Annotated in this window: 21 protein-coding genes; 10 read left to right on the top strand and 11 right to left on the bottom strand. The window is 71.6% G+C overall.

Annotation, left to right across the window (positions count from 1 at the left end; all coding sequences use genetic code 11):
- Positions 1–59 precede the first annotated feature (59 nt).
- Positions 60–995, bottom strand: coding sequence for a DMT family transporter (locus tag ACFVYN_RS30185; protein WP_390004090.1), 936 nt, complete (start codon positions 993–995; stop codon positions 60–62).
- 564 nt (positions 996–1,559) lie between these two features.
- Between ACFVYN_RS30185 and ACFVYN_RS30180 the strand changes: the two genes are divergently transcribed.
- The 3 genes from ACFVYN_RS30180 to ACFVYN_RS30170 are packed head-to-tail and all read left to right on the top strand — an operon-like array spanning position 1,560 to position 3,328.
- Complete coding sequence (locus tag ACFVYN_RS30180; protein ID WP_390004088.1) at positions 1,560–2,264, top strand: hypothetical protein; 705 nt, start codon at positions 1,560–1,562, stop codon at positions 2,262–2,264.
- Positions 2,265–2,267: 3 nt separating this feature from the next.
- Positions 2,268–2,684: a phage holin family protein gene (locus tag ACFVYN_RS30175; protein ID WP_390004085.1), complete on the top strand. Its 417-nt coding sequence runs from the start codon at positions 2,268–2,270 to the stop codon at positions 2,682–2,684.
- On the top strand, positions 2,660–3,328 hold the full coding sequence (locus ACFVYN_RS30170; RefSeq protein WP_390004083.1) for a DUF3618 domain-containing protein: 669 nt from the start codon (positions 2,660–2,662) through the stop codon (positions 3,326–3,328). The genes ACFVYN_RS30175 and ACFVYN_RS30170 overlap by 25 nt, the downstream gene beginning before the upstream one ends.
- A gap of 143 nt (positions 3,329–3,471) precedes the next feature.
- On the opposite strand, the gene ACFVYN_RS30165 is transcribed toward ACFVYN_RS30170, so the two are convergent.
- The 3 genes from ACFVYN_RS30165 to ACFVYN_RS30155 all read right to left on the bottom strand — a co-directional run bounded on the left by ACFVYN_RS30165 (position 3,472) and on the right by ACFVYN_RS30155 (position 7,743).
- The gene (locus ACFVYN_RS30165; protein WP_390004080.1) at positions 3,472–3,978 is read right to left on the bottom strand and encodes a GNAT family N-acetyltransferase; all 507 of its coding nucleotides are present in this window, start codon (positions 3,976–3,978) and stop codon (positions 3,472–3,474) included.
- 22 nt (positions 3,979–4,000) lie between these two features.
- Positions 4,001–4,765 (bottom strand): metallophosphoesterase family protein, encoded by a 765-nt coding sequence (locus ACFVYN_RS30160; protein WP_390004077.1) that lies wholly within the window; start codon positions 4,763–4,765, stop codon positions 4,001–4,003.
- Between the two features lie 104 nt (positions 4,766–4,869).
- Entirely contained in the window at positions 4,870–7,743 is a 2,874-nt protein-coding gene (locus ACFVYN_RS30155) for an FAD-binding and (Fe-S)-binding domain-containing protein (protein ID WP_390004074.1), read from the bottom strand.
- Between the two features lie 112 nt (positions 7,744–7,855).
- On the opposite strand from ACFVYN_RS30155, the gene serC reads away from it, so the two are divergent.
- Positions 7,856–8,974 carry a phosphoserine transaminase gene (serC, locus tag ACFVYN_RS30150; RefSeq protein ID WP_390004072.1) on the top strand — a complete coding sequence of 373 codons (1,119 nt, stop codon included), beginning with the start codon at positions 7,856–7,858 and terminating at the stop codon, positions 8,972–8,974.
- An 81-nt stretch (positions 8,975–9,055) separates the two neighbouring features.
- On the opposite strand, the gene ACFVYN_RS30145 is transcribed toward serC, so the two are convergent.
- The 3 genes from ACFVYN_RS30145 to ACFVYN_RS30135 form a co-directional block, all read right to left on the bottom strand.
- On the bottom strand, positions 9,056–10,648 hold the full coding sequence (locus ACFVYN_RS30145) for an alpha/beta hydrolase (protein WP_390004069.1): 1,593 nt from the start codon (positions 10,646–10,648) through the stop codon (positions 9,056–9,058).
- A gap of 111 nt (positions 10,649–10,759) precedes the next feature.
- Positions 10,760–12,268, bottom strand: coding sequence for a cellulase family glycosylhydrolase (locus ACFVYN_RS30140; protein ID WP_390004066.1), 1,509 nt, complete (start codon positions 12,266–12,268; stop codon positions 10,760–10,762).
- 190 nt (positions 12,269–12,458) lie between these two features.
- Positions 12,459–13,457 carry a WD40 repeat domain-containing protein gene (locus ACFVYN_RS30135; RefSeq protein WP_390004063.1) on the bottom strand — a complete coding sequence of 333 codons (999 nt, stop codon included), beginning with the start codon at positions 13,455–13,457 and terminating at the stop codon, positions 12,459–12,461.
- A 528-nt stretch (positions 13,458–13,985) separates the two neighbouring features.
- Here ACFVYN_RS30135 and ACFVYN_RS30130 point away from each other — a divergent pair.
- On the top strand, positions 13,986–14,663 hold the full coding sequence (locus ACFVYN_RS30130; protein WP_390004060.1) for an SGNH/GDSL hydrolase family protein: 678 nt from the start codon (positions 13,986–13,988) through the stop codon (positions 14,661–14,663).
- A gap of 22 nt (positions 14,664–14,685) precedes the next feature.
- Here ACFVYN_RS30130 and ACFVYN_RS30125 read toward each other — a convergent pair whose 3' ends face one another.
- Genes ACFVYN_RS30125 through ACFVYN_RS30115 form a run of 3 tightly spaced genes read right to left on the bottom strand, consistent with a single transcriptional unit; the run spans position 14,686 to position 17,137 of the window.
- The gene (locus ACFVYN_RS30125; protein WP_390004057.1) at positions 14,686–15,471 is read right to left on the bottom strand and encodes an ABC transporter permease; all 786 of its coding nucleotides are present in this window, start codon (positions 15,469–15,471) and stop codon (positions 14,686–14,688) included.
- Positions 15,468–16,442 (bottom strand): ATP-binding cassette domain-containing protein, encoded by a 975-nt coding sequence (locus tag ACFVYN_RS30120; protein ID WP_390004054.1) that lies wholly within the window; start codon positions 16,440–16,442, stop codon positions 15,468–15,470. Before ACFVYN_RS30120 ends, ACFVYN_RS30125 begins: the two co-directional genes overlap by 4 nt.
- 29 nt (positions 16,443–16,471) lie before the next feature.
- Positions 16,472–17,137: a DUF4097 family beta strand repeat-containing protein gene (locus tag ACFVYN_RS30115; RefSeq protein ID WP_390004051.1), complete on the bottom strand. Its 666-nt coding sequence runs from the start codon at positions 17,135–17,137 to the stop codon at positions 16,472–16,474.
- Positions 17,138–17,360: 223 nt separating this feature from the next.
- On the opposite strand from ACFVYN_RS30115, the gene ACFVYN_RS30110 reads away from it, so the two are divergent.
- From ACFVYN_RS30110 to ACFVYN_RS30100, 3 genes are all read left to right on the top strand, one after another.
- On the top strand, positions 17,361–18,095 hold the full coding sequence (locus tag ACFVYN_RS30110; RefSeq protein ID WP_390004049.1) for a helix-turn-helix domain-containing protein: 735 nt from the start codon (positions 17,361–17,363) through the stop codon (positions 18,093–18,095).
- A 196-nt stretch (positions 18,096–18,291) separates the two neighbouring features.
- Entirely contained in the window at positions 18,292–18,879 is a 588-nt protein-coding gene (locus ACFVYN_RS30105) for a Uma2 family endonuclease (RefSeq protein ID WP_390004047.1), read from the top strand.
- A 17-nt stretch (positions 18,880–18,896) separates the two neighbouring features.
- A complete protein-coding gene (locus tag ACFVYN_RS30100) occupies positions 18,897–19,529 on the top strand; it encodes a 1,4-alpha-glucan branching protein (RefSeq protein WP_390004045.1) in 633 nt (210 codons plus the stop codon).
- Positions 19,530–19,567: 38 nt separating this feature from the next.
- Here ACFVYN_RS30100 and ACFVYN_RS30095 read toward each other — a convergent pair whose 3' ends face one another.
- The gene (locus ACFVYN_RS30095) at positions 19,568–21,172 is read right to left on the bottom strand and encodes an amidase (protein ID WP_390004042.1); all 1,605 of its coding nucleotides are present in this window, start codon (positions 21,170–21,172) and stop codon (positions 19,568–19,570) included.
- A gap of 123 nt (positions 21,173–21,295) precedes the next feature.
- On the opposite strand from ACFVYN_RS30095, the gene ACFVYN_RS30090 reads away from it, so the two are divergent.
- Complete coding sequence (locus ACFVYN_RS30090) at positions 21,296–22,288, top strand: aldo/keto reductase (RefSeq protein ID WP_390004039.1); 993 nt, start codon at positions 21,296–21,298, stop codon at positions 22,286–22,288.
- Positions 22,289–22,528: 240 nt separating this feature from the next.
- Positions 22,529–25,645, top strand: coding sequence for a sacsin N-terminal ATP-binding-like domain-containing protein (locus ACFVYN_RS30085; RefSeq protein WP_390004036.1), 3,117 nt, complete (start codon positions 22,529–22,531; stop codon positions 25,643–25,645).
- Positions 25,646–25,768 lie beyond the last annotated feature (123 nt).

Genomic DNA, 25,768 nt, shown 5'->3' with positions numbered 1-25,768 from the left:
GCGGGGTACGGCCCCGCGCTCGGGCTCACGCACTGACGCCGTACCCGGCCCGTCGAGGCTCACGGAGTGATCGCCTTGCCCCGCCCCACCTGCGTCCGCACCGCCCCCATGCTCGCCGCGATCACGAGGGCGACGGCGAGGGCCTGGAGCGCGGACAGGGTCTGGTCGAGGATCAGGAAGCCCGCGAGGGCGGCCATGGCCGGCTCCAGGCTCATGAGGATCGCGAAAGTGGAGGCGGGCAGCTTGCGCAGGGCGAGGAGTTCGAGGGTGTAGGGCAGGACGGAGGACATCACGGCCACCGCCGCGCCCAGGCCCACGGTCACCGGGTCGAGAAGCCTGGTGCCCGACTCCGCGATGCCGAGCGGCAGGAACGCCAGGGCGCCGACCGCCATCGCCAGGGCGAGGCCGTCGGCCTGCGGGAAGCGGCGCCCGGTACGCGCGCTGAAGACGATGTACGCCGCCCACATGGCGCCCGCGCCCAGTGCGAAGGCCACGCCCGCCGGGTCCAGGTCGCCGAAGTCCCCGCCGCCGAGGAGGACGACACCGGCGAGCGCGAGCGCGGCCCAGACCGTGTTGACCGCGCGGCGGGAGGCGAGCACCGAGAGGGCGAGGGGGCCGAGAAACTCCAGGGTCACCGCGGCGCCGAGCGAGATGCGGTCGACGGCCTGGTAGAAGAGGCCGTTCATCGCGGCCAGGGTGAGGCCGAAGACGACGACCGTGCCCCAGTCGGTACGGGAGTGCCCGCGCAGCCGGGGCCGGCAGACGGCGAGGAGGACGAGCGCGGCCACCAGCAGTCGCAGGGTCACGACGCCGAGGGCGCCCGCCCTCGGCATCAGCGTCACGGCCAGTGCCGCCCCGAACTGCACGGAGACGCCTCCGGCGAGCACGAGGCCGACAGGGCCGAGGGCGGTGCGGCGGGGCGTGCCGACGGCGGCTGGGGGCGCGGTCGGGGCCGGGGAGACGCGGGCCGTACTGGGGGTGTCGGGCGTGGTCACGGGCGGTCCAGATACTCGGCTGTGTTTGGTCCGGTGCGGCACACCCCACTGTCCAGTAGGGTGAACTTACGAGTTCACAGTAATGGACTGCGCCAGGTGCGTAAACTTCCTGTGCCACTGCTTCGGGGACGTGAGACGCCAGGCAGCGCCGGCAGCTCGGCACCCAGCGTGTGCTCGAACCGAACCCGGACACCGGCACCGCACGCCAGATGGCCGAGCTGGACGGTTACCCGACGCCGCCCAGTGGCCACACCCCCAGGGCATCGTCCGGGGCTGCCGACGAGCCCGTCCCGACGCCTTCGGCCCGACCGACGCCCAGGGCCGCGACTGACGTTGCGCAAGCGGTACGCCGACGTCACCGGCACACGCCACCCAGCAGGCCGATCCCGTAGTCGGGGGCGGCCGGGACGACCGCTGTGAGACCAGGGGCTGGAGCTCACAGCCGGGGGAGCCCATAGAGGAAGAACCGTAATTCTCGCTTACGTGTGTGAATGCCACCAAAACAGTCACTCGCCAATAAACCCGACGTGTCGAAGCTGAGCGTGTGTCGAGGAGGAGTGGCTGATGAGTGAGGCAATACAAGGCAACGCGGCGAGGTTGCAGCAGACCGGCGAGACGGCCAGAGCGGAGATGTCGGCCACGGCCGGTCAGGCGAAGCAGGCTGCGGGTGAGGTCGCGGGTACCGCCGCCGGTCAGGCGAAGGCCGTGGCGGGGGAGGCACGGCAGCAGGCCGGCGTGGTCGTCCAGGAGCTGCGGAGTCGCGCGAGAGACGAGATCGAGGAGCAGACCAGGCGGGCGGCCGGGGCGCTGCGCCACTGGGCGGACGACTTGGCGGGACTGGCGGAGAACGCCCAGAGCGACTCCCCCGCCCGCAGCCTCGCGGCCCAGGCGGCCGACGGCGGGCACCGGGCGGCCGCATACATGGAGCAGCAGGGAGTCGAGGGCGTTCTCTCCGATGTGCAGGGCTTCGCCCGCCGTCGCCCCGGAGCGTTCCTGGGTGGTGCGCTCCTGGCAGGGCTGGCCGTCGGGCGACTGGCGAAGGTTGCGGCCAAGTCGGACCAGTCTTCTGGAAACGGACAGCAGCGGTCCCCCGGAACCTCGGAGCAGGCGCCGCTGAACGAGCAGGGGTCCGCGACACTCCCGGCCGGTCCTCCGCCAGGCACCGCGCAGGAGCCGTCGCCGGTGGTGCCGCCCGCTCCGCCGCAGGTCCCGCCGTCCGTCGGTACGCCCCCGGGCGGTGCTCCGACTCGCCCGTATCCGGAGGTGTGAGCGATGTCCTCGATCCCGTCCAACTCGGCGGAGTCGCACGGCAGGGACGGCTCTGTGGGTGAACTGCTGTCCGCCGTGACCTCGGACATTCAGACCCTGTTCCGCCAGGAGGTCGAACTGGCCAAGACCGAGGTCAAGCAGGAGGCGACCAAGGCGGGCAAGGCCGCCGGCATGTACGGCGGCGCCGGATTCGCCGGCTACATGGTGCTCCTGTTCCTGTCATCGGCCGCCGTGTTGGGCCTGGCCAACGTGATGGACGGGGGCTGGGCCGCCCTGATCGTCACCGCGGTGTGGGCCGTGATCGCAGCCGTGCTGTACCAGCGTGGCCGCACACAGATGCGCACCGTGGCGCCGAAGCCTGAGCAGACTGTCGAAACGATGAAGGAGAATGCGCAATGGGCACGTCATCCGACCAGATGAGAGCTGAGATCGACGCCACCCGGGACCGGCTGTCCGCGGACGTGGACCGGCTCGCGGACCGTGCCAGCCCCCGACGTGTGGTCCGTCGCCGCACCCGGAGGATGCGCGGCGCTGTCTCGGGTATGCGGGAGCGGGTCATGGGGTCCGCCTCGGACACCGCCCACGGGGTCAGAAGCAGCGCTCAGTCGGCGGCCGGTTCGCTGCAGGAGGGCACCCAGCAGGCGGCCGACACGGCGCGTGAGGCGGCCGACCAGGCAGGGGAAGCGGTACGGCAGGCGCCCGACCAGGCGATGCGTCAGACCCAGGGCAATCCACTGGCCGCCGGCCTGATCGCCTTCGGCTTCGGCATGCTGGTGTCCTCGATGCTGCCTGCGTCCCAGGCGGAGCAGGAGAAGGCCACCGAGCTGATGCAACGCGGAGGCGAGGCGCTGGAGCCGGCGAAGCGGGCCGCACTCGACTCCGCGCAAAACCTGATGGAGGGCGCCAAGGAGACTGCGCAGAGCGCGGCGCAGGAGGTGAAGGACACCGCCGCGGAAGGCGCCCGCACCACTCAGGACGAGGCTCGCGACCAGGCCACCCGGGTGACCGACCAGGCACGCGACTCGGGCAGGCAGGTCGCCGACGAGGCACGGCAACAGCCTTGACCGCCTGAGCTCCGTGGTCCCTGGTCGGGCCGCGCAGTTCCCCGACGCCGGGGGCAGCGCCGACAGCAGACCGATGCGGTGGTGGAGGCCCGGATCCGTCCGGTCCCCCACCAGCCGCGACATCGTGCAGGACGCGGCGTCGTCTACGGCTGCCCGGTCGACTTGTTGATCAGGTCGTGTGCGGCGGTGCCGTGCCCCGGCCGACGCAGCATGAACACGTCCACCGCGTCCTCGCTCTCCACCCTGAACCCGTGCCGCTCGTACAGCCGTCGCGCGGCGCTGCCCCGCAGGACGTTCAGGCGGACGAGTTCGCCGTCCGTGTCGGTTCGGGCGAGCAGCCCGCGCAGGACGGACGAGCCGAGGCCGTGGCCCTGGAGGTCCGGGGTGATGAAGAAGTGCTCCAGCCAGTGGCCGTCGGCGGCCGGCCGCAGGGCGACACAGCCCGCGAAACGCCCCTCGGCCAGGATGATCGTCATGTGCCGCGCGTCGAAGGCGTCCCGGAACCGCTGCCGTACCCGGTGCTCGTCGAACCGGCCGAGCCGCTCCAGGTCGGGGCGCATCACGACGGCCCGCAGTTCGGCTATCGGCTCGACGTCGTCGGGGTGCGCGCGACGCAGGGTCCAGTCCGTGAGAAGGGGGTTCGTCTCCACGGCGGGAGTATCGCAACAGGTGCTACGAGCCCGCCCTTCCGTCCCGCGGGCCGAACGTCTCCAACGCCTCCGCGTCCGTCGCCCGCGCGTTGAGGTAGTAGTCCGCCCACTCCGCGATCCCCGGCCAGTCGCACTCCGCGACAAGGCGTTCCACGGCCGCCGGGATGTCGTACGGCGTCACCCGCAGGTCGGTGCCGGGGCCGAGCAGGCACCAGTGGGCGCCGGGGCGGCCGTACGGCATGCCGACGCTGCCCGGGTTCACGACCAGGCGGCCGTGGGCGAGGCGGACGTACGGCATGTGGGTGTGGCCGCAGAGGATCGTGCGGACGGTGTCGGGGACGCCCCCGAGGACCTGGGTCCAGCGGGCCGGTCGTGAGTCGACCAGGACGACCTCCTCGTCGTCGCGGGGAGTGGCATGGCAGAAGAGGACCTCGCCCAGGCCGCGGACGGTGAGGGTGCGGGTGTCGGGGAGCGTGGCGAGGAACTCCACGTCCTCGTCGGTGAGTCGGTCGGCGGCGTAGGGGGCGATCGGGTCGGGGATCTCCGACCGTTCCCCTCTGCGGTACTCGACGAGTTCCCGGTCCGCGTTGCCCGAGACCCACAGCACTCGCTCCCCCAGCGCCCTCAACAGGGCCAGTACTTCGGTGGGTTGGGGTCCCGCGGTAATGTCCCCGGTCAGCACGATCCGGTCGGCGGCGGCCACGTCGGGCTCGGCGAGGACCGCTTCCAGTGCGGGCAGGACACCGTGGATGTCGGAGAGGACGGCGACGCGGTCGAAGGCGGGCATGGTGGTGAGTCTGCCCCGAGCAGGCACCGAGCGGGGCACCGAACGGGGCACCGAGCGGGGCACCGAGCGGGAGCGACTCCGCCGGGGCGGCGGGCGCCGCCTGTTCAGGGCTTCTGTGCGAGTCCCTCCGCCAGCACCTCCGCGAGGTGCCTGCCCCGCACCGCCGCCAGCTGCTCCAGCTGCGTACGGCAGGAGAACCCGTCGGCCAACACGACTGTGTCGGGCGGAGCCTGACGTACCGTCGGCAGCAGTTGTTCCTCCGCGCAGGTCCGCGACACCTCGAAGTGCCCTTTCTCGAAGCCGAAGTTGCCGGCGAGTCCGCAGCAGCCGCCGCTCAGGTCGCCGGTGAGTCCCGCGGCCTCGCGCAGCCGGCGGTCGGCCGCCTCGCCCAGGACGGCGTGCTGGTGGCAGTGGGTCTGGCCGACGACCGGGCGGTTCAGGGCCGGTGGCCGCCAGTCGGGGGCGAGTCGCTCCAGGGCCTCCGCGAAGGTCAGGACGCGGGAGGCGAGAAGGGCGGCCCGCGGATCGTCGTGCAGCAGTTCCGGCAGGTCGGTGCGGAGGGCGGCCGCGCAGCTCGGTTCCAGGACGACGACCGGGGTCGAGGTCTCCAGCACCGGCGCCATCAGGTCGAGGGTGCGGCGCAACACCGCACGGGCGCGGTCGAGTTGGCCCGTCGACACGTACGTCAGGCCGCAGCAGACCCGGCCCCGGCCCCGCAGGAGGGACACCGGGTCGAGGGCGACCGTCCTGCCGTCGCCCACCGGCGCCTTCTCCAGGTGGAGGGTGGGCGGCAGCGCCACCCGCAGCCCCGCCGCCTCCAGCACCCGTACGGCCGCCTGCCCCACGGACGGCGAGAGGTGCTCGGTGAAGGTGTCCGGCCACAGGATGACCAGGTCACCGCCGGCGCCCTGGACCTTTCGCCTGTCCCACCACCGGCTGAACGTCTCCGCCGCCAGCTTCGGGATCCGCCGCTCGGGCGCGATCCCGCCGAGCCGCTTGGCGACGGCCGCCAACGGCCGTACGGCGGCGAGGGAGTTGAGCACAGAAGCCAACCGCAGCCGGTCCACCCGGCGCAGCCACTCCGGCAGCCGGCCCATGCTGTGGTGGGACGCCGGACGGCGTCGGCTCGCGTAGTGGTGGTGCAGGAACTCCGCCTTGTACGTGGCCATGTCGACCCCGACCGGGCAGTCGGACCGGCAGCCCTTGCAGGACAGGCACAGGTCCAGCGCCTCGCGCACCTCCTCGGACCGCCAGCCGTCGGTGACCAGCCCGCCCGCCTCACCGGCCAGCATCTCGTGCAGCAGCCGGGCACGCCCGCGCGTGGAGTGCGCCTCCTCGCCGGTGGCCCGGAAGGACGGGCACATGACGGCCGACCCGGACGCAGACGTCGTACGGCATTTCGCGACCCCGACGCAGCGTCGTACGGCGGCGGAGAAGTCACCGCCGTCGTCCGGGTATCCGAAGGCGACGTCGACCGGCTCGCGGGGCAGGACGGCGAAGCGGAGGTCGGTGTCGAGGGGGGCCGGGCGGACCAGCATGCCGGGGTTGAGGAGGTCGTCCGGGTCCCAGAGGGCCTTCGCCCGCTCGAAGAGGGCGACCATCTCGTCGCCGTACATCCGGGGCAGGAGTTCGGCCCGCGCCTGTCCGTCGCCGTGCTCCCCGGACAGTGATCCGCCGTGCGCCGTCACCAGGTCGGCGAGCTCCTCGGAGAAGCGGCGGAACCTCCCGATCCCCGCCCGTGTCAGCAGGTCGAAGTCGATGCGGACGTGGATGCAGCCGTCGCCGAAGTGGCCGTAAGGCGTTCCGCGCAGCCCGTGAGCGCCCAACAGTGCCCGGAAGTCCCGCAGATACGCGCCCAGCCGCCGCGGCGGCACCGCGCAGTCCTCCCAGCCGGGCCAGGCCTCCGAACCGTCCGGCATCCGCGTCGCCGTACCGCTGGCGTCCTCGCGGATGCGCCACAGGGCGCGCTGCCCGGCCGGGTCGGTCACCACGAGCGCCTCGAGGACGTCGGCCGCGCGCACGATCTCGTCCGCACGCGCGCGTGCCTCGCCCTCGGCGGAGCCGCCCGTCTCGACGAACAGCCAGGCGCCGCCCCGGGGCAGCGCGGCCGCCGAGGGCACCAGGTCGGCCGCCATGCCCTCCACCGTCAGGGGGCGGTGCACCAGCAGCCCGGCCGCGGCCTCGGCGGCCGCGCCCTCGTCCGCGTACCCGAGGACCGCGAGCGCACGCGCGCGTGGCGCCTCCACCAGCCGGACGACGGCCTCGGTGAGGACGCCGAGGGTGCCCTCGCTGCCGCAGAAGGACCGGGCGACGTCGGCCCGGTGTTCCGGCAGCAGGGCGTCCAGGGCGTAGCCGGAGATCCGCCGGGGCAGCTCGGGGAAGCCGGTCCGCAGCCGTGCCAGCTCCCCGTCGACCAGCTCCCGCAGTCCCTCGGGCGCCCCGGCCCACCCCTGCCCGAGCCGCAGCCGCTCCCCGCGCGCGGTGACGACGTCGAGCTCGCGCACGCTGTCCGCGGTGGTGCCCCACGCCACCGAGTGCGAGCCGCAGGAGTTGTTGCCGATCATCCCGCCGAGCGTGCACCGGCTGTGGGTGGAGGGGTCGGGCCCGAACCGCAGCCCGTGCGGCGCGGCGGCGTCCTGGAGCCGGTCGAGCACGAGGCCGGGCTGCACGACGGCGGTACGCGCCTCGGGGTCGAGCGCCAGGACCCGGTTCATGTGCCGGGTGAAGTCCAGCACGACCCCGGTACCGGTGGCCTGCCCGGCGATGGAGGTACCGCCACCGCGCGGGACGACGGGGACGCCATGGGTACGGCAGACCTCCAGCACGGCCGTCACGTCGTCGGCGTCCCGCGGGGCGACGACCCCGAGGGGAACGCGCCGGTAGTTGGACGCGTCCATGGTGACCAGGGCCCGGGAGGTGACGTCGAAACCGACCTCGCCCCGGACGGCCTTCCGCAGATCGGCCTCAAGATCCGTCATGACTCCAGCAAACCAGTCCGGTACTCCGGCAAACCAGTCCGGCCGACACCACCGCGTCTCACCCGACGGACTACGTTTCGACCAGATTTCCCCCAGCGGCTACGCTCCCCCCGTGGCTGAGATCCAGATTCCCGCTGACATCAAGCCCGCCGACGGTCGATTCGGCGCGGGCCCCTCCAAGGTGCGGACGGAAGCGCTGGACGCGCTGGCCGCGACCGGCACCTCCCTCCTCGGCACCTCCCACCGCCAGGCCCCCGTCAAGAACCTGGTCGGACAGGTCCGCGAGGGCATCTCCGAGCTGTTCCAGCTCCCCGACGGCTACGAGGTCGTCCTCGGCAACGGCGGCTCGACCGCGTTCTGGGACATCGCGACGCACGGCCTGATCGAGAACAAGTCGCAGCACCTGACCTTCGGCGAGTTCTCGTCGAAGTTCGCGAAGGCGTCCAAGCTGGCCCCCTGGCTGGCCGAGCCGACCGTCATCTCCTCCGAGCCCGGCACCCACCCGGAGCCGCAGGCCGAGGCGGGCGTCGACGTGTACGCGTTCACGCACAACGAGACGTCGACGGGTGTCGCCGCCCCGATCAAGCGTGTCGCGGGCGCGGACTCCGGGTCGCTGGTCCTGGTCGACGCCACCTCCGGCGCCGGCGGTCTCCCGGTCGACATCGCCGAGACGGACGTCTACTACTTCGCCCCGCAGAAGTCCTTCGCCTCCGACGGCGGCCTGTGGATCGGCGTGTTCTCCCCGGCCGCGATCGAGCGCGCCGAGCGGATCCACGCGTCCGGCCGTCACGTCCCGGAGTTCTTCTCGCTGCCGACGGCGATCGACAACTCCCGCAAGAACCAGACGTACAACACCCCGGCCCTCGCCACCCTCTTCCTGCTCAACCAGCAGCTGGAGTGGATCAACGGCCAGGGCGGTCTCGCGTGGTCGACGGCCCGCACGAAGGACTCCTCGACCCGCCTGTACGGCTGGGCGGAGGGGTCCAAGCACGCGACCCCGTTCGTCACCGACGCGGCCAAGCGCTCCCAGGTCATCGGCACGATCGACTTCTCGGACGAGATCGACGCCGCCGCGATCGCCAAGGTCCTGCGCGCCAACGGCGTCGTGGACACCGAGCCCTACCGCAAGCTCGGCCGCAACCAGCTGCGCGTGGCGATGTTCCCGGCGATCGACCCGGCGGACGTCGAGGCGCTGACGAAGTGCGTGGACTACGTCATCGAGAAGCTGTAACACCCGCTTCCGCTACGACGACGAAGGGCGCCCGGTGAGCAACCGGGCGCCCTTCTCATGTCCCGCCGGTGTTCCGCTGGTCTAGCCGCGGAAGCCGAGCAGCCCGTGCAGGGTGTCGCCGCGCGAGACGGTGGCCGACTGCTGCGTGCTCATGGCGGCCTTCGCCGCGGCCGGCGGCGTGGGGTCGGGGAGCTTCTTGCAGACCGCGTCGGCCGTGCCGTGGCCGCGCGGCACCGTGCCGTCGGTCAGGTACTTCGCCAGGTACTTGTCCAGGCAGGCGTTCCCGCTCAGCGTGATGCCGTGGTTGCCGCCACCCTGCTCGACGACGAGGCTGGAGTGCTTGAGCAGGTGGTGGACGGTGACGCCGCCCTCGTACGGGGTGGCCGCGTCGTTCGTCGCCTGGAAGAGCAGCGCCGGCGGCAGCTTGCTGTTGGCGACGTTCACCGGCTTGAGCGACTTCGTGGGCCAGAACGCGCACGGCGCGTTGTACCAGGCGTTGCTCCAGGCCATGAACGGGGCCTTCTCGTACACGGCCCAGTTGTCCTTCTGCCACTGGTGCCAGTCGCGCGGCCAGGAGGCGTCACGGCACTGGACGGCCGTGTAGATGCTGTAGCCGTTGTCCCCGGAGGCGTCGATGGCGGCGATGTTCTCGTACGCCGTGACCAGCGGGGCGGCGTTCTTGTCGTTCACGTACGCGGCGAACGCCTTGGCCAGGTCGGGCCAGTAGCCGTTGTAGTAGCCGCCCGGGATGAAGGTGTCCTCCAGCTCGGCGGCGCCGACCTTGCCGCCCGCGGGCTTCTTGGCCAACTCGGCCTGCATCGCGTACCACTTGGCCTCGATGGCGGCCGGGTCGGTGCCGAGCTTGTACGTGGAGTCGTACTTGGCTATCCACGCCATGAGCGCCTTCTGCCGGGCGTCGAAGGCGTAGTCCTGCGAGATGTTGGCGTCGTACCAGACACCGTGGGGGTCGACGATCGAGTCGAGCACCAGGCGGCGCACGTGGGTCGGGAACAGCTTGCCGTAGACCTGGCCCAGGTAGGTGCCGTACGAGTAGCCGAAGTAGTTGATCTTCTTGGCGCCGAGGGACTTACGGATCGAGTCCATGTCCTTCACGGCGTTGATCGTGTTGATGTACGGCAGCAGGTCCGCGTACTTGCGGCCGCAGGCGGCGGCGAAGGACTTGGCGCGGTCGAGGTTGGCCTTCTCGATCGCGGGGGTGCTGGGCACGCTGGCGGGGCGCACCGGGTTGAACTGACCCGGCTTGCAGTCGAGGGCGGGCTTGCTCGCGCCCACTCCGCGCGGGTCGAAGCCGATGACGTCGTACTGGGCCGCGACCGCCTTGGGCAGCGAGGACGCGACGAATCCGGCGAGCGACAGACCGCTGCCGCCGGGTCCGCCGGGATTGACCAGCAGCGGGCCCTGGTACTTCTTCGCGGTGTGCGGCACCCGGGACACGGCCAGCGTGATCTTCCGGCCCTGCGGCTTGGCGTAGTCGAGCGGCACCTTCACCGACCCGCACTGGAGGGTCGGGGTGTCCTCCGTGCCGCACTTCTTCCAGGCGACCTTCGCCAGTGCTGCGGTGCTCACGGACGGGCTGGCCTCGGCCGGAAGGGCCGTGAGTGTCCCGGCCAGTACGGCGGTCACACCGCACAGGACGGCTGCGCTTTTTCTCATGGCCGCATCCTGTCGAAGAACCTCTCGTATGAGAAACACCTGAGCGGAAGATTTGAAACTCCTTTGGTCAGGAGGCACTTGGCCCGCACCAAGCACCTCCGTCCCACGACCTCACGCAGCCGTACAGCTCACACTCGGCACCCCACCACCCCCGGGCGCTCCCCCGAACCCGAAGCTCGCCGAACCGCCCACCGGGATCGCCCCGTTGTGCGAGGCGTTCGTCGCGGTCACGGTCGGGCCGGTCTGGGTGTACGACGCGTTCCACATGGAGCTGACCTTCTGCGAGCCGGGCCAGGTCCAGGTCACCTTCCAGGAGGAGAGGGCCGTCGTACCGGAATTGGTCACCTTCACCTCGGCGTTGAAGCCGCTGCCCCAGTCGCTGCTGACGGTGTAGGCGGCGGTGCAGGCAGCCGTGCTCCCGCCCGGATCACCGGGGTCGCTCCCGCTGCCCGGGAACCCCGGCGCCTTGATGCTCGCGAGGTAGCCGTCCTTCACGGTGTCCACGGTCTGCCAGTCGTCCTTCAGGATCCCGCCCGTGTCACCGGAGTTGGGGTTCCAGGACCAGAAGGTCCAGTGGAAGGAGTCGGCGCCGTACGTCGACGTGGGCCGCAGGTACGAGACCAGCGCCGCCAGCCACTTCTGGTCCACGGTCGACTGGAGGGTGGTGCCGAACTCTCCCACCCACACCGGCGCGATGTTCTGCTTGAAGATGTAGCCCCAGTACTTGTCCCAGATCCCCGGCATGTTGGCGGGGAACGTCGGGTCGCTGAACCAGCTCTGCTGGGCCACGCTGGTCGCGTAGTCGTGGGCGGAGTACACGACCCGGTTCGCCACGTTCAGCTGCACCGGGTACTGGGCGACGCCCATCAGGTTGCCGCCCCACCAGCCGGAGACGCCGTTGAAGGTCTGCACGCCCTCGACAAAGATCAACAGGTCGGGGTTGACGGACAGCACGGCGTTCCCGCCCCGCTGGGCGGCGAGGCGCCAGTCCGTGGCGGTGTCCCCGCAGCCCCAACAGGCCGGATCGTGCGGCTCGTTGTGCAGATCGATGCCTACGACGGTGTCCTGGCCCTTGTAACGCGTCGCGAGCGCCTTGAGGTTGGCGATCCACGTCGACTCCGGGACCGCGGCCGTGTACCAGAGCGCCGACTGGCCGCCGGCGTCCGGACGGTGCCGGTCGAGTATGACCTTGAGGCCGTCGTGGCCGGCGTACGACACGAGTCTGTCCAGTACGCCCAGGGAGTTGAGCCCCTGGAGGTCGGCGTTCTTGCCGCTGGAGAAGTCGATGCTGTTGGGGACCGTGCCCGCCTTGAAGATGTCGTCGCTGTACGGGATGCGGATCGTGTTGTAGCCCAGCGACTTCATCTGGTCGATCATGGACTTGTAGTCGCGGGACCAGAGGCCGTGGACCACGTTGTTGGAGGTCTCGAAGCCGAACCAGTTGATGCCGGCGATCCGGACCGGCTGCCCGGAGGCGTCCAGGATCTGGCGGCCGCTGGTGTGCCAGTAACCGGCGCCGGCGGCCTCGGCGGCGTCGGCCGTCTGAAGACCAGCGGTCCCCAGCGGCACCAGGAGAGCCGCCGCCACCGCACACAGCGCTCTTCGCAAGCTGCGGAACATTTCGCTGCTTCCTCTCGGGAGGCGCGGGTCCGGAACTGGATGGGAGCGCTCCCATCACCCTGCGTCCTCCATGGAAGTCAGCTCACATGAACACGTCAAGACGCTGGACGTGTCCTTGTGCGCGGGATGCCACGGCGAGGAGGTCAGAGCTGGTGGCCGCCGACCACCGGCCACCGGTCGGCGTGACGGCTCACGAGCGCCGGAACAGCCGCCGGAGTCCGAAGAAGGCGGCCACGGCTCCCAGGGCGAGCGCGCCGATCTTGATCGTGCCGCCCGAGTTCCCGCCGCCGTCGCTTCCGGAGGCCGAGGAACTCCCGCTCCCGGAAGGGGACTCGGACCCGCCGCCCCCGGGCGCGTCCTGTGCCTCGACCTCGCTGTCGGCGCCCTCCATGCCGAGCAGGAGCTTGGTCCCGTCGGGCGAGTAGGAGACGGACTCCCCCTGCCCGAGCGGCACGCTGAGCTGGCCCTTCCGCTTGATGTCGCCGCCGTTCCAGTCGTACCAGACGCCGCCGAAGTACCCGCGTACGGCCAGTTGTCGGCCGTCCGGCGAGAAGGCGGCGTCGGTGGCCCACAGGTCGACCGCCTTGACGGGCTTGAAGACGTTCGTCCCGGAGGAGGAGAGGGTGGTGGGTCCCTGGTAGAGATGCCCGCCGTCCTCCTGCTTGTCGATGATGTAGACGCGCCCGGTCTTGGGGTGGACGACCATCGACTCGGCGTCGCGCGAGCCGTCGGTGTACTTCACGACGTACTGGGTGGCCTTGACCGACTGGTCCTTGAGGACCTTCGGCTCGGGCAGCTTGTAGATCCACACATAGGGCCAGGTGACCCCGTCGTTGTCGCCGATGTCGCCGACCCAGATCTCGTTGCCGGGCCCGATGGCGATGGCCTCGACGTCCCGCGGGGTGCCCACGCCGGTCATGGTGATCCTGGCGACGGTCTTGCCGGTGGCGCTGTCCACGGCGTACAGGTACGCGCCGGTGTCCTGGTCGTTGTGGGTCCAGTAGATGCCGGGGTGCTGCCGCGAGGCGGCGAGCCCGCTGGACTCGGTGATGCGGGGGTCGGAGATCGTGAACCCCTTGTCCCCCTTCCCGTCCCCGTCGGCGGCGGAGGCGGAGGCGGGCACGGCGACGGGCAGGGTGAAGGCGCCCACGAGCAGGGTCCCGGCGAGGAGGGCGAAGGGTCGACGCATGCCCCAAGACTGCCATCCCGGCTTGCGGTTGAAGGGAGGTGGGACCGGGGCGCGGGTGGAGTCGGGACTGGGAGGGGCTGCGGCTGGTGCAGGGCTCCGTAGGCGTTGCCCAGCGCCTGTACGACGTGGACGCGTCACCGGGGGAACGAGGCGCGAGGCGAGACCACACGTGCACAGTGAACGGCGTGGCCGCGTGGGCGCAGAGGGCGACACGGGCGGAAGGACCCAGCGGACGGCGTCGCCGCCAAGGCACAGCGGGCCGCGTCGCCGCGCGGACCCGGTCGGCAGCCTGGCCGACCGGGCCAGCACGGCCTGCAGCCCGCCGCGACCACACGGTCCGCCGACGTATGCGCGACCGCGCAGCCCGCCGACATGGCCGAGACCGTGCAGCCCGTCGGCGTGGCCGGGACCGCTGAGCCCACCGGCGTGGCCGCACCGCGCACTCCGCCCGCGTGGCCGCACCGCGCACTCCGCTCGCGTGGGCGGACTCACACGCCACCGGGCCCGCGGATGATCCATCATGAGCGGATGCTCAGATTCATGCCGGTCGGTGACTCGATGACGATCGGGAGTGCGGGTGAGCACACCTGGCGGTACCGGATGTGGCAGCACCTGCGGGGCACATACGGTGGCCCCTTCACCCTCGTGGGCCCGCGCGAGACGCTGTACGACAAGGCGGCGGACGCCCCGACGTCGTACGAGTACGCCGATCCCGACTTCCCCCGGGCCCACCTGGCCGGCTGGGGCGAGGGCTGGCAGCACATGGTCCCGCTGATCGGCGAGGCGGTACGGGCACACCGCGCGGACGTGCTCCTGGTGTCGCTGGGCCTGATCGACCTGGGCTTCTACACGAACGCGGAACAGACGGCACAGAACGTCCGCGCCTTCGTCGCCGAGGCCCGCCGGGCGAACCCCCGGATCCGGATGGCCGTACTCCCCGTGATCCCCAACGTCCGGGCGGAGTCGGACGCACCCTTCGCGACGGAGGTCACCCGCTTCAACGAGCTTCTGGCCAAGGCGATCGCGGACCTGGACGAGCCCCGCTCGCCCCTGCTGCCGGCGTCGCCTCCGTCGTCGTACGACATCGACCACGACACCTACGACGGCACCCACCCGAACGCGAGCGGCGAGCACAAGATCGCGGCGGCCTTCGCGGAGGCGATGCACCAGGCGTGGGACCTGGGCCAGCCCTACGAGGCCGCCTGATCCGGCACGAATGGCCCCACGGTCACTTCGGGTCGGCGTTGAACTTCGCGGTCGACCAGCGGTAGCCGAGCGCCGCGAGGCCCAGGCACCAGGCGACCGCGAGCCACCCGTTGTGGCCGATCCCGGTGCCGAGGAGCAGACCGCGCAGGGTCTCGATGGCCGGGGTGAAGGGCTGGTACTGCGCGATCGGCTGGAACCAGCCCGGCATCGCGTCGACCGGCACGAACGTGCTGGAGATCAGTGGCAGGAAGATCAGCGGCATGGCGTTGTTGCTCGCGGCCTCCGCGTTGGGGCTGATCAGGCCCATGCCGACGGCGATCCAGGTCAGCGCCGTGGCGAACAGCACGAGCAGTCCGAAGGCCGCGAGCCACTCCAGGGCGGTGGCGTCGGTGGAGCGGAAGCCGATGGCCACGCCGACCGCGCCGACCAGGACCACACTGACCACCGACTGGAGCACGCTGCCGACGACGTGCCCGACGAGCACCGAACCGCGGTGGATCGCCATGGTCCGGAAGCGGGCGATGATGCCCTCGGTCATGTCGTTGGAGACGGAGACCGCGGTGCCGATCGTGGTGGAGCCGATCGTCATCAGCAGCAGGCCCGGGACGAGGTAGGCGATGTAGTCGGAGCGGTCGCCGCCGCCGATGCCCGCGCTCATGGTGTCGCCGAAGACGTAGACGAAGAGCAGCAACAGCATGATCGGCGTGAGCAGCAGGTTCAGGGTGAGGGACGGATAGCGCCGGGCGTGCAGGAGGTTGCGGCGCAGCATCGTGGACGAGTCGCGTACCGCGAGGGAGAGGGTGCTCATCGGACGGTCTCCTTGGGCTGGTCGGTGACACCGCTGATGTCGGTGACGTCGGCGCTGTCGGTCAGGGCGAAGAACACGTCGTCCAGGTCGGGGGTGTGCGTGGTCAGTTCGTCGGCCTCGACGCCGGCCGCGTCCAGCCGGTCCAGTACGGCGCGCAGCTCGCGCTGGCTGCCGTCGCCGGGCAGCCGCAGGGTGAGGGCCTCGTCGTCCCGGGTGGCCTCGCCCAGGGCGGAGGCGGCGCTGCGGTAGGCGTCCGGGTCGGTGAAGCGGAGCCGGACGTGCCCGCCGGGAACCAGCCGCTTGAGCTCCTCGGCGCTGCCCTCGGCGACGATCTTCCCGTCGTTGAGGACGGCGATGCGGTCGGCGAGCTGGTCGGCCTCCTCCAGGTACTGCGTGGTGAGGAAGACGGTCACCCCGTCGGAGACCAGTTCCCTGATGATCTGCCACATGGTGTGACGGGAGCGGGGGTCGAGACCGGTGGTCGGTTCGTCGAGGAAGATGATCCGTGGGTCGCCGACCAGGGTCATGGCGATGTCGAGGCGGCGCTTCATGCCGCCCGAGTAGGTGGAGGCGGGCTTCTTCGCCGCCGCCACGAGGTCGAAGCGCTCCAGCAGCTCGGCGGTGACCCGCCGGCCCTCGCTCCTGGGGAGGTGGTGCAGGTCGGCCATGAGGAGCATGTTCTCCTCACCGGTGATCAGCCCGTCCACCGCGGAGAACTGCCCGGTGACGCCGATCGAGGCCCGTACCGCCTGGGCCTGCGCGGTGAGGTCGTGGCCGCCGACCCGCGCCTGCCCGGCGTCGGCGGAGATCAGGGTGGAGAGGATCTTGACGACGGTGGTCTTGCCGGCGCCGTTCGGCCCGAGGAGGGAGAAGACCGTGCCGGCCGGCACCTGGATGTCGATGCCGTCGAGGACGGTCCTGTCCCCGTAGGACTTGCGCAGTCCGTTCGCCGCGATGGCCAGGTCGGTCATGGTGGGAGCTCCTTGTCGAGGACTGCGGGTCACAGGCCGCGGGCGGTGATGTCACCGTTGGCGGTGGTGGCGCGGATGGCCAGGGCGGCGTCGGCGCCCTCGGTGTTCTTGAGGGAGTTGTGGACCCGGCCGTGGGAGGTGCCGGCGTCCAGGGACGCGGAGGCGGCCGTGCCGAGGGTGATGTCGCCCTTGTGCGTGGTCAGTACGACCGTGCCGGTGACCGCCTCGGCGACGGTGATGTCGCCGCGCCGGGTGCTGATCTCACCGGGTCCGGTGAGGCGGCCGACGGTGACATCGCCGTCGGCGACGGTCAGGCGGAGACCGGCGACCTCGTCGATCTTGACCGGGCCGTAGGCGCCCTCGAAGACGACGTCGCCGAGGCGTCCGACAGCCCGGAACCCGGCGGCGGCCGCGGTGGCCTCGACGCGGGAGCCGGCCGGCAGCTGGACGGTGACCTCGACGGAGCCGGAGGGCCCGAAGTACTGGTTCCTGGCGGACGGGGCGGCGATCCGCAGGACGCCGTCGCGGTAGTCGACCTCGATCTGCTCGGCGGCCTTGGTGTCCCGGCTCCTGTCGGCATCGACGGGCCGGATCTCGACGGTGGTGTCGGCGCGGTCGCCGGCGATGACCTGGACGCGCCCGGCGGGGAGGTCGATGACGGTGGTGACGGGGGCGGGGGTGTCGAACTTCTGCATGGAGTGCTCCTGCGTTCGTCGCTGGTTTCCGATGAACGAAAAGCTACGTTGCGTTCACCGATCCAGCAACATACTTGTTGCACCCCATCACAACCAGCCCAGCTCAAGATGACAATTTCATTGCAATGACCCTGAAAGCAATGCAACGCAATCCGTCCAGTCGTTGCAATAGACCGGCAGTGAACGCTATGCTGCAGCGACAGGAACCACGAAGGAGACCGCGATGCCTGGAGGCAGGCTCACCCAGCAGGAACGTCAGCAGATCGCGCTGGGAGTGGCCGACGGCCTCGCCTACGCGGAGATCGCCCGCCGCCTGGAGCGCCCCACCTCGACCATCACCCGCGAGGTCATGCGCAACGGCGGCCCCACCGCCTACCGTGCCGACCTCGCCCACCGCACCGCCGAACGCCGGGCCCACCGCCGCCGACAGGCCGCGCCCCGGGGGACACGGGCCCCCGAGGCGGCCCACGGGCGCGATCCCGAGGCCGTGCGCGAGTACGAGGAGACGTTCACCACCGTCCTCATGCAGTCGGGCGCGCCCAAGATGATGTCGAGGGTGCTGGCCTGCCTCTGCACCAGCGACAGCGGCAGCATGACCGCCGCCGAACTCGTCCAGCGCCTTGAGGTGAGCCCGGCGTCCGTCTCCAAGGCCATCAGCTACCTCGAAGAACAGGGCCTGGTCCGGCGGGAGCGCGACGACCGCCGCCGTGAGCGCTATGTCGTCGACGACGACGTCTGGTACCAGTCCATGATCGCCAGCGCCCGCGGCACGCTTCAGGTCGCCGAGGTCGCCCGCCAGGGCGTGGGCGTCCTCGGCCCGGGCACCGCGGCCGCCGCCCGCCTGGAGAACATCGCCCGCTTCCTCGACTTCGTCTCCGAGAGCCTCACCCGCGCCGCGGACCAGGCCCGCGAGGTCCTCCACACCAGGCCCGAGACGCCCTCGGACAGCGCTACTTGAGCCACGGGAGCCGCAGCACTCCGGCTGGGCAGCACGCACACCCCGCTCGTACTCGTCCCGCAGGCACTCCCCGTACAGGAAGTCGCGGACGAGCGGGCACCGCCACGTCGTACCTCGTCCGTGTCCTGGTCAGCGTGCGTATCGTTGTACTGCGCGGCTGTGCTCGTCCATGGGGCAGCCGGGGAGGAGCGCCACGATGACCGTCCTTGAAGACAGGATCGCGATGGCCGACAGCGACAACACGAGCACGCTCGACGAGATGTTCGAGCGGCTCGAGACGATGCCCGTCCCCGAGGGATACAAGGTCGAGATCGTCGAGGGGACCGTCTACATGTCGCCGCAGCGGGACACCCACTGGGAGATCATCGCGGACATCTACGAGCAGCTGCGGACCAAGTACCCGCGGAAGCGCGTGAAGTCCGACGTGCGCATCGACTACCCGGGGCACCTCAACGGATTCGCGACCGATGTGACGGTGATGGCCGAAGGCGCCACCAAGGCGGAGAGCGGCCACTGGTCCTACGAGGACGTCGAGTTCGTCGCCGAGGTGATCTCCAAGGGAACCGCGGCCAACGACTACGGCCCGAAGAAGGCCGCCTACGCCACTGCGGAAGTCCCCGTCTACGTCATCGCGGATCCGTATCAGGGGCGGTGTCACATCTACACCGACCCCAAGGGCAGCGACTACGAGGTCGAGACCAGGGTGCCTTTCGGCAAGGAGGTGGACCTCACCGACACCGTCGTTGGCCTCACCCTCAAAACCGATGAGTTCCCCCGCGACTGACTGACACAATCCGCCGCATGGCGATCATCCACCGCACCACCCTCAAGCCCAGCAAGCTGGAACTGCTCACCACGTGGCTGCCCACCCGCCCGTGGTACACCGGCACCGGTACGCCCGAGTTGACCAAGGCCGGCGGCTTCCGGCTGGACGACCCGGAGGGTGAGGTCGGGATCGAGTTCATGGTGGCCCTCGACTCCTCCGGCCCCGAACCCGTCGCCCATCTGGCCCCCCTCACCTACCGCGCCGCCCCGCTCCCCGGCACCGAACACGCCCTCGTCGGCACCATGGAGCACGGCGTCCTGGGCCCCCGCTGGGCTTACGACGGCATCCACGACCCGGTCCTGCGCACCGAACTCCTCGCCCTGTTCGAGGGCCGCGCCCAGGCCCAGGCCCAGAGCCTGACCGACACCCCCGACCACGAGGTCACCCACTCCTGCACCGGTCCCGCCCTCCCCGCCGGCCCCGTCGAGGTCACCGACGACGAGGACGGCACCGAACTCCGCCTCCCGGACGGCACGGTCCTCCGCGTGCACCGGCGCCCGCTGCCCACGGCCCCCGAGGGAGCGGCCGGTCATGTCTCCGGTGCCTGGGACGCCCCGGACGGCACCCGCGTCCGGGGTGTGTTCGCGACCCTGCACCGGCGCCCCTGAGACGGCCCTGTGCGCGGAGTCAGCAACAAGGGGCAAGCTCAGAACCCCACATCCGCCGCCCGATACGTCGGCACCCGCCGAACCCCGCTCGCCCGCTCGTACGCGTACGCGAGCCGCAGCAGCACCGGCTCGCTCCACGCCGTCCCCATGAACGTCACCCCCACCGGCAGGCCGAACGCGTACCCCGCCGGCACGCTCACCGCGGGGTACCCGGCGAGGGCCGCGGGCGTGGACGCGCCGCCGCCGTACATGTCCCCCCGGACCAGGTCGATCTTGGCGGGCGGGCCGGTCGTCGGCATGACGAGCGCGTCCAGGCGGTGCCGGCGCAGCACCGCGTCGATGCCCTCGGCGCGGGACAGCCGGCGGTTGGTCGCGAGCGCCTCCCGGTACTCCCGCTCGGAGAAGTCCAGCTTCTCCACCGCCTCCAGCCCGTCCTGCCGTACATAGCGCAGCTCACGGTCGGCGTGTTCACGGTTGAAGGCGATCAACTCCGCGAGGTCGCGCGGGTGTTCGCCGCCCGCTCCGGCCAGGTAGGTGTTCAGGGCGCGCTTGAACTCGTAGGCCTGGACGACCATCGAGCCGGGCAGGTCCTCCAGTTGCTCGGCCGTGGGAATGTCCGCGGGGTCGACGACCACCGCCCCGGCCGCGCGCATCACCTCGATCGCCCGCTCCGCGATGGCGTCGGCGTGGTCGCTGTACCCGAAGTACACGGTCCGCGGGACACCGATCCGCGCCCCGCGCAGCCCGTCCGCGTCCAGGAACCGGGTGTAGTCGCGGTGGAAGTGCCCCCGGCTCGCCGCGGTCGCCGGGTCCCTGCCGTCGATGCCGACCAGCGTGCCGAGCATGATCGCCGCGTCCCGGACCGTGCGGGCCATCGGACCGACGCTGTCCTGGCTGGGTACACCGGGGATCACCCCGCCCCGGCCGACCAGTCCGACGGTCGGCTTGACGCCGACGACACAGTTCGCCGAGGACGGGTCGATGATCGAGCCGTTGGTCTCGGTGCCGATGCCGGCCACGCACAGGTTGGCCGCGACGGCGACTCCGGTGCCGGAGCTGGACTCGTTGGGCGAGCGGTCCAGCTTGTACGGGTTGCGGGTCTGGCCGCCGCGGGCGCTCCATCCGGCGTGGTGGGTGACCGACAGGCCGCCCGCCCACTCGCTGAGGTTGGTCTTGCCGAGGACGACGGCACCGGCGGCCCGCAGCCGGGCGGCGACCGTGGCGTCCCGCTCCGGCCGCAGCCCCACCAGGGCGAGCGAGCCGGCCGTGGTGTGCATCCGGTCCGCGGTCTCGACCAGGTCCTTCAGCAGCACGGGCATGCCGTGCAGCGGACCCCGGGGGCGCCCGCCCGCGTCCAGCCGCCGGGCCTCCCGCAGCGCGTCGGGGTTGACCTCGATCACCGCGTGCAGGAGGGGATCGATGCGCTCGATCCGCTCCAGGTAGTAGCGGGTGAGCCGCTCCGCGTCGAGCCGTCCGCGGTCCATCAGCGCACGCAGCTCGGTGATGCCCAGCTCGTCGAACTCCCCGGGCCCGGCAACTGCCGCCTGTGCCGGGGCCGTGCCCAGCCAGGGCGTGGCCGCCGCCGCGGTGCCGAGCGCCAGCACGCCCCGCCGGGTGGCGCGGATTCCCTCCGTATGTGTCATGTACTGCACGTTAGAGACGAAACCGCCTCAACTCCCTCCGGCTGTCCCCCGTTTCCACAGGGGAGCCATCCCCCGAAGCGCCTGCTTGCCTTGAGCGCACTCGAAGGCGTTGGCTGAGGGGTCATGAAGTACACGCAGCTCGGACGCACCGGACTCAAGGTCAGCCGACTCGTCCTCGGCACCATGAACTTCGGCCCGCAGACCGACGAGCCCGACTCCCACGCGATCATGGACTCGGCTCTCGACGCGGGAATCAACTTCTTCGACACCGCCAACGTGTACGGCTGGGGCGAGAACAAGGGCCGTACCGAAGAGATCATCGGCAACTGGTTCGCGAAGAGCGCCGCCCACCGCGACAAGGTGGTCCTCGCCACCAAGGTCTACGGCAACATGGCCGCGGACGGCGAGGCCTGGCCCAACCACGACAAGCTCTCCGCGCTCAACATCCGGCGTGCCGTCGACGCCTCGCTCAAGCGGCTCCAGACGGACCACATCGACCTCTACCAGTTCCACCACGTCGACCGTGCCACCGGCTTCGAGGAGATCTGGCAGGCGATCGACACCCTCGTCCAGCAGGGCAAGATCCTGTACGTGGGGTCCTCGAACTTCCCCGGCTACAAGATCGCCCAGGCCAACGAGACCGCCGCGCGGCGGGGCGGCACCATCGGCCTCGTCAGCGAGCAGTGCCTCTACAACCTCGCCGAGCGGCGCGCCGAGATGGAGGTCATCCCGGCTGCCCAGGAGTACGGCCTCGGCGTGATCCCCTGGTCCCCGCTGCACGGCGGGCTCCTCGGCGGGGTCATCAAGAAGGAGGCCAAGGGCGGCCGCCGCGCCTCAGGGCGTGCCGCCGACACCCTCGCCGACCCGGCCAAGCGGGCCCAGATCCAGTCGTACGAGGACCTGCTGGAGAAGCACGGCCTGGAGCCCGGTGAGGCGGCCCTGGCCTGGCTGCTGACCCGCCCCGGTGTGACGGGTCCGATCGTCGGCCCGCGTACGGCAGAGCAGCTGGAGTCGGCGATCCGCGCGGTCGAGCTGGAGCTGGGCGAGGACGTCCTGGCGGGCCTGGACGAGATCTTCCCGGGCCCGGGCCCGTCTCCGGAGGCCTTCGCCTGGTAGCCCCGCAAAGGGACGCGAGGTTGTTCGCCCGGTGCGAACGACCGCCGCGGCCGGCGGTGGGCGACGGTGACGGCACCGGCGCCCGCAGCGCCCGGTACGCGGGTCCGCCGGCCCGGCACGGGCACCGACGGGCGGCGAGGCACCCCCTCGCCGCCCGTCTTCGCCGCTGCGAACCCTCCCCGAGTTACGGTCCTCCCTCGTCGCGGTACCTTCATCGTCACGCCGATGAGGAGAGTCAACGTGAGCAAGTTCGTGCGGCCCGCCGCCGAGGGTGCCGACCCGTTCGGGACCGCCCGGCTCAGGCGAGGGGTGCTGGACGCCTGGGCCACCAGCCCCGCCCGGTTCCGGGAGGACGCCAACGCCGAGGAGGACCTCGTCCTCGGCGGATACCGGGACCGGCTCGTCGTCGAGCTCGCGCAGAACGCCGCCGACGCGGCGGCCAGGGCGGGCGTACCGGGACGGCTCCGGCTCACCCTGCGCGAGGGCGTCCTGTTCGCCGCCAACACCGGCGCCCCGCTGGACGCGGCCGGTGTCGAGTCCCTCTCCACGCTCCGCGCCTCCGCCAAGCGCGACAACGTCGACGGCTCGGTCGGCCGCTTCGGCGTCGGCTTCGCCGCGGTGCTCGCCGTCACCGACGAGCCCGCCGTCGTAGGCCGCCACGGCGGCATCCGCTGGTCCCTCGCCGAGGCCCGCGAGCACGCCGCCGAGACCGCCCGCCACAGCCCCGGGCTCGGCGACGAGATCCGCCGCCGCGACGGCCATGTCCCGCTGTTGCGGCTCCCGTTCGCCGCCGAGGGCAGCGCGCCCGACCCCTACGACACCGTCGTCATCCTCCCGCTGCGCGACGCCGCCGCCGCCGACCTCGCCGAGCGGCTCCTGAACGCCGTCGACGACGCCCTCCTCCTCGCCCTCCCCGGGCTCGAGGAGGTCGTGATCGAGACGGACACCACGCGCACGATCAGCCGCCGCACCGAGGACCACCTCACCGTCGTGGAGGACTCGCGGGACGGTACGACCCGGTGGCGTACGGCGTCCGCACACGGGCCCCTCACCCCCGAACTCCTCGCCGGCCGGCCCGTCGAGGAGCGGCTGCGGCCGCACTGGTCGCTCACCTGGGCCGTGCCCGCCGACCCCGACGGCACCCCGGCCCACCCCCGCACCAGCCCCGTCGTGCACGCCCCGACACCCAGCGACGAACCCCTCGGTGTCCCCGCGCTGTTCATCGCGTCCTTCCCGCTGGACACGACCCGCCGGCACGCGGCACCCGGACCGCTCACCGACTTCCTCGTGCAGCGCGCGGCGGACGTCTACGCCGACCTCCTCGCAGGCTGGCGTCCGGTCGGCGAGGGGATCATCGCGCTGGTCCCCGGCCCGCTGGGCAAGGGAGAGCTGGACGGGGCGCTCCGGCAGGCGATTCTCGACCGCCTCCCCCGAACTGCGTTCCTGCCGCCCGCACTTGAGCCAGGCGACGACTCGGAACTGCCGGAGGTCCTGCGCCCGCGCGAGGCCGAGGTCGTCGAGGGCGCGGGCGCGGACACCGTACGGGTGCTCGCGGAGGTGCTGCCCACCCTGCTGCCCGCAGGACTCGAACGGCGGGTGGAACTGCGGACGTTGGGCGTGGCCCGGGTCCCGCTGACCGAGGCCGTCGACCGGCTCGCCGGCCTGGAGAAGGAACCCGAGTGGTGGCAGCGGCTCTACGACAGCCTCGCGGGCGTCGACCCCGACCGGCTCTCCGGTCTGCCGGTGCCGCTCGCCGACGGGCGTACGACCATCGGGCCCCGGCAGGTGCTGCTGCCCACCTCGGACGGGCCCCTGATCGACGCCGAGATCCTCGCCCGGCTCGGCCTCAAGGTCGCCCACCCGGCCGCCGCCCACCCGCTCCTGGAGAAGCTGGGCGCGCTGCCCGCGACTCCGCGCGCGGTGCTCACCACGCCCCAGGTACGGGCCGCCGTGGCCGCCTCCCTGGACGACGACGGGGGCATGAGCTGGGAGGAGGACACCCCGGACGCCGAGGAGCTGGCCGACACCGTCCTCGCGCTCGTCCGGGACGCGGGCCTGGAGCCCGGCGACGAGCCGTGGCTGGGCGCGCTCGCCCTGCCCGACGAGGAGGGGGAACTGGTCCCCGCCGGTGAACTCGTCCTCCCCGGCAGCCCGTTCGCGCGGGTCATGCGGGAGGACGAACTCGCCTTCGTGGACACCGAACTGGCCGAGAAGTGGGGCGAGCAGCCCCTTGCCGCCTGTGGGGTGCTCGCCAACTTCGCCCTGGTCCGGGCCACGGACGTGGTGCTGGACCCGGACGAACTGGAGCCTCGCGAGGGCGACTTCGCCGAACCGGACGATGCCGGGCTCCTCGACGCCGTCGACGTGTGGTGCGAGGACATCCTGGACCGCTTCCCGGACACACCGGTACCGCCGGTCGCCACCGAACTGGTCGCCGTACGCGATCTCGACCTGGTCGACGAGGACAAGTGGCCCGAGGCCCTGGCCCTGCTGTCCCGGCCGCCCCTGCGGGACGCGATCACCCAGCAGGTCCGCATCCTCCTGCCGGACGGCACGCAGAAGGTCGTACGGCCGTACACCGCCTGGTGGTTGCGCGGGAACCCGGTTCTCGACGGCCGCCGCCCCGCCGGTCTGCTCGCGGCCGGGGGCGACCCCCTCCTGCGCGGCCTGTACGACGAGGCGGACGCGACCGGGTTCGACGACGAGCAGGTGCTGCGGGCGCTGGGCGTACGGACGTCGGTGGCCGCGCTGCTGGCGGAGCCGGGCGGGGCGGCGGAACTCCTGGACCGTCTCGCCGACCCCGACCGCCCGGTGACCGGCGCCCAACTGCACGCCCTCTACAGCGCGTTGGCCGACCTGGACCCCGAACAGGTCACCCTGCCCGACGAGCTGCGGGCGGTGACCGACGGCCGGGTCGAGGTCGTGGACGCGCCCGACGCGATGGTCGTCGACTCACCGGACCTGCTCCCCTTCACCCAGGGCGTCCCCCTGCTGCCGGTCCGCCCCTCCCGCGCCGCCGAGCTGGCCGAACTCTTCCAGGTCCGCCGCCTGAGCGAGTCCGTCACCGGTTCCATCGACTCCGAGGGCACCGAACACGACGTACCGGAGGCGGTCGGGCTGCTGCTGGGCCCGCACACCCCGTCCTCGTACATCGAGCACGAGGAGCTCGTCGTCGACGGCGTGGAACTCGACTGGCGCCTGACCAACGACGGGATCCTGCACGCGTCCACGGTGGAGGGCGTGGCCGCGGGCCTGGCCTGGGCGGCGGGCCAGTGGCCCCGGCGCTTCGAGGTCGCGGCACTCCTGGAGGACCCGACCCGCACGGAGGAACTGGCGAGGGACCGCTGGTTCGACTGACCCACGGGGGCCGCCCTGACGGACGGCCCCCGCATCTTCTCTCAGTCCGCGCTGGGGTCCAGGAAGTACTCGTACTTCTCCAGGTCGAGCGCGATGCCGGTCAGTTGCCGGACCCGCTCGGCG

It is taken from the genome of Streptomyces sp. NPDC058307, assembly GCF_042880295.1.
In the GTDB taxonomy this organism is placed as follows: domain Bacteria; phylum Actinomycetota; class Actinomycetes; order Streptomycetales; family Streptomycetaceae; genus Streptomyces.
This window is presented reverse-complemented; position numbering and strand designations above follow the sequence as displayed.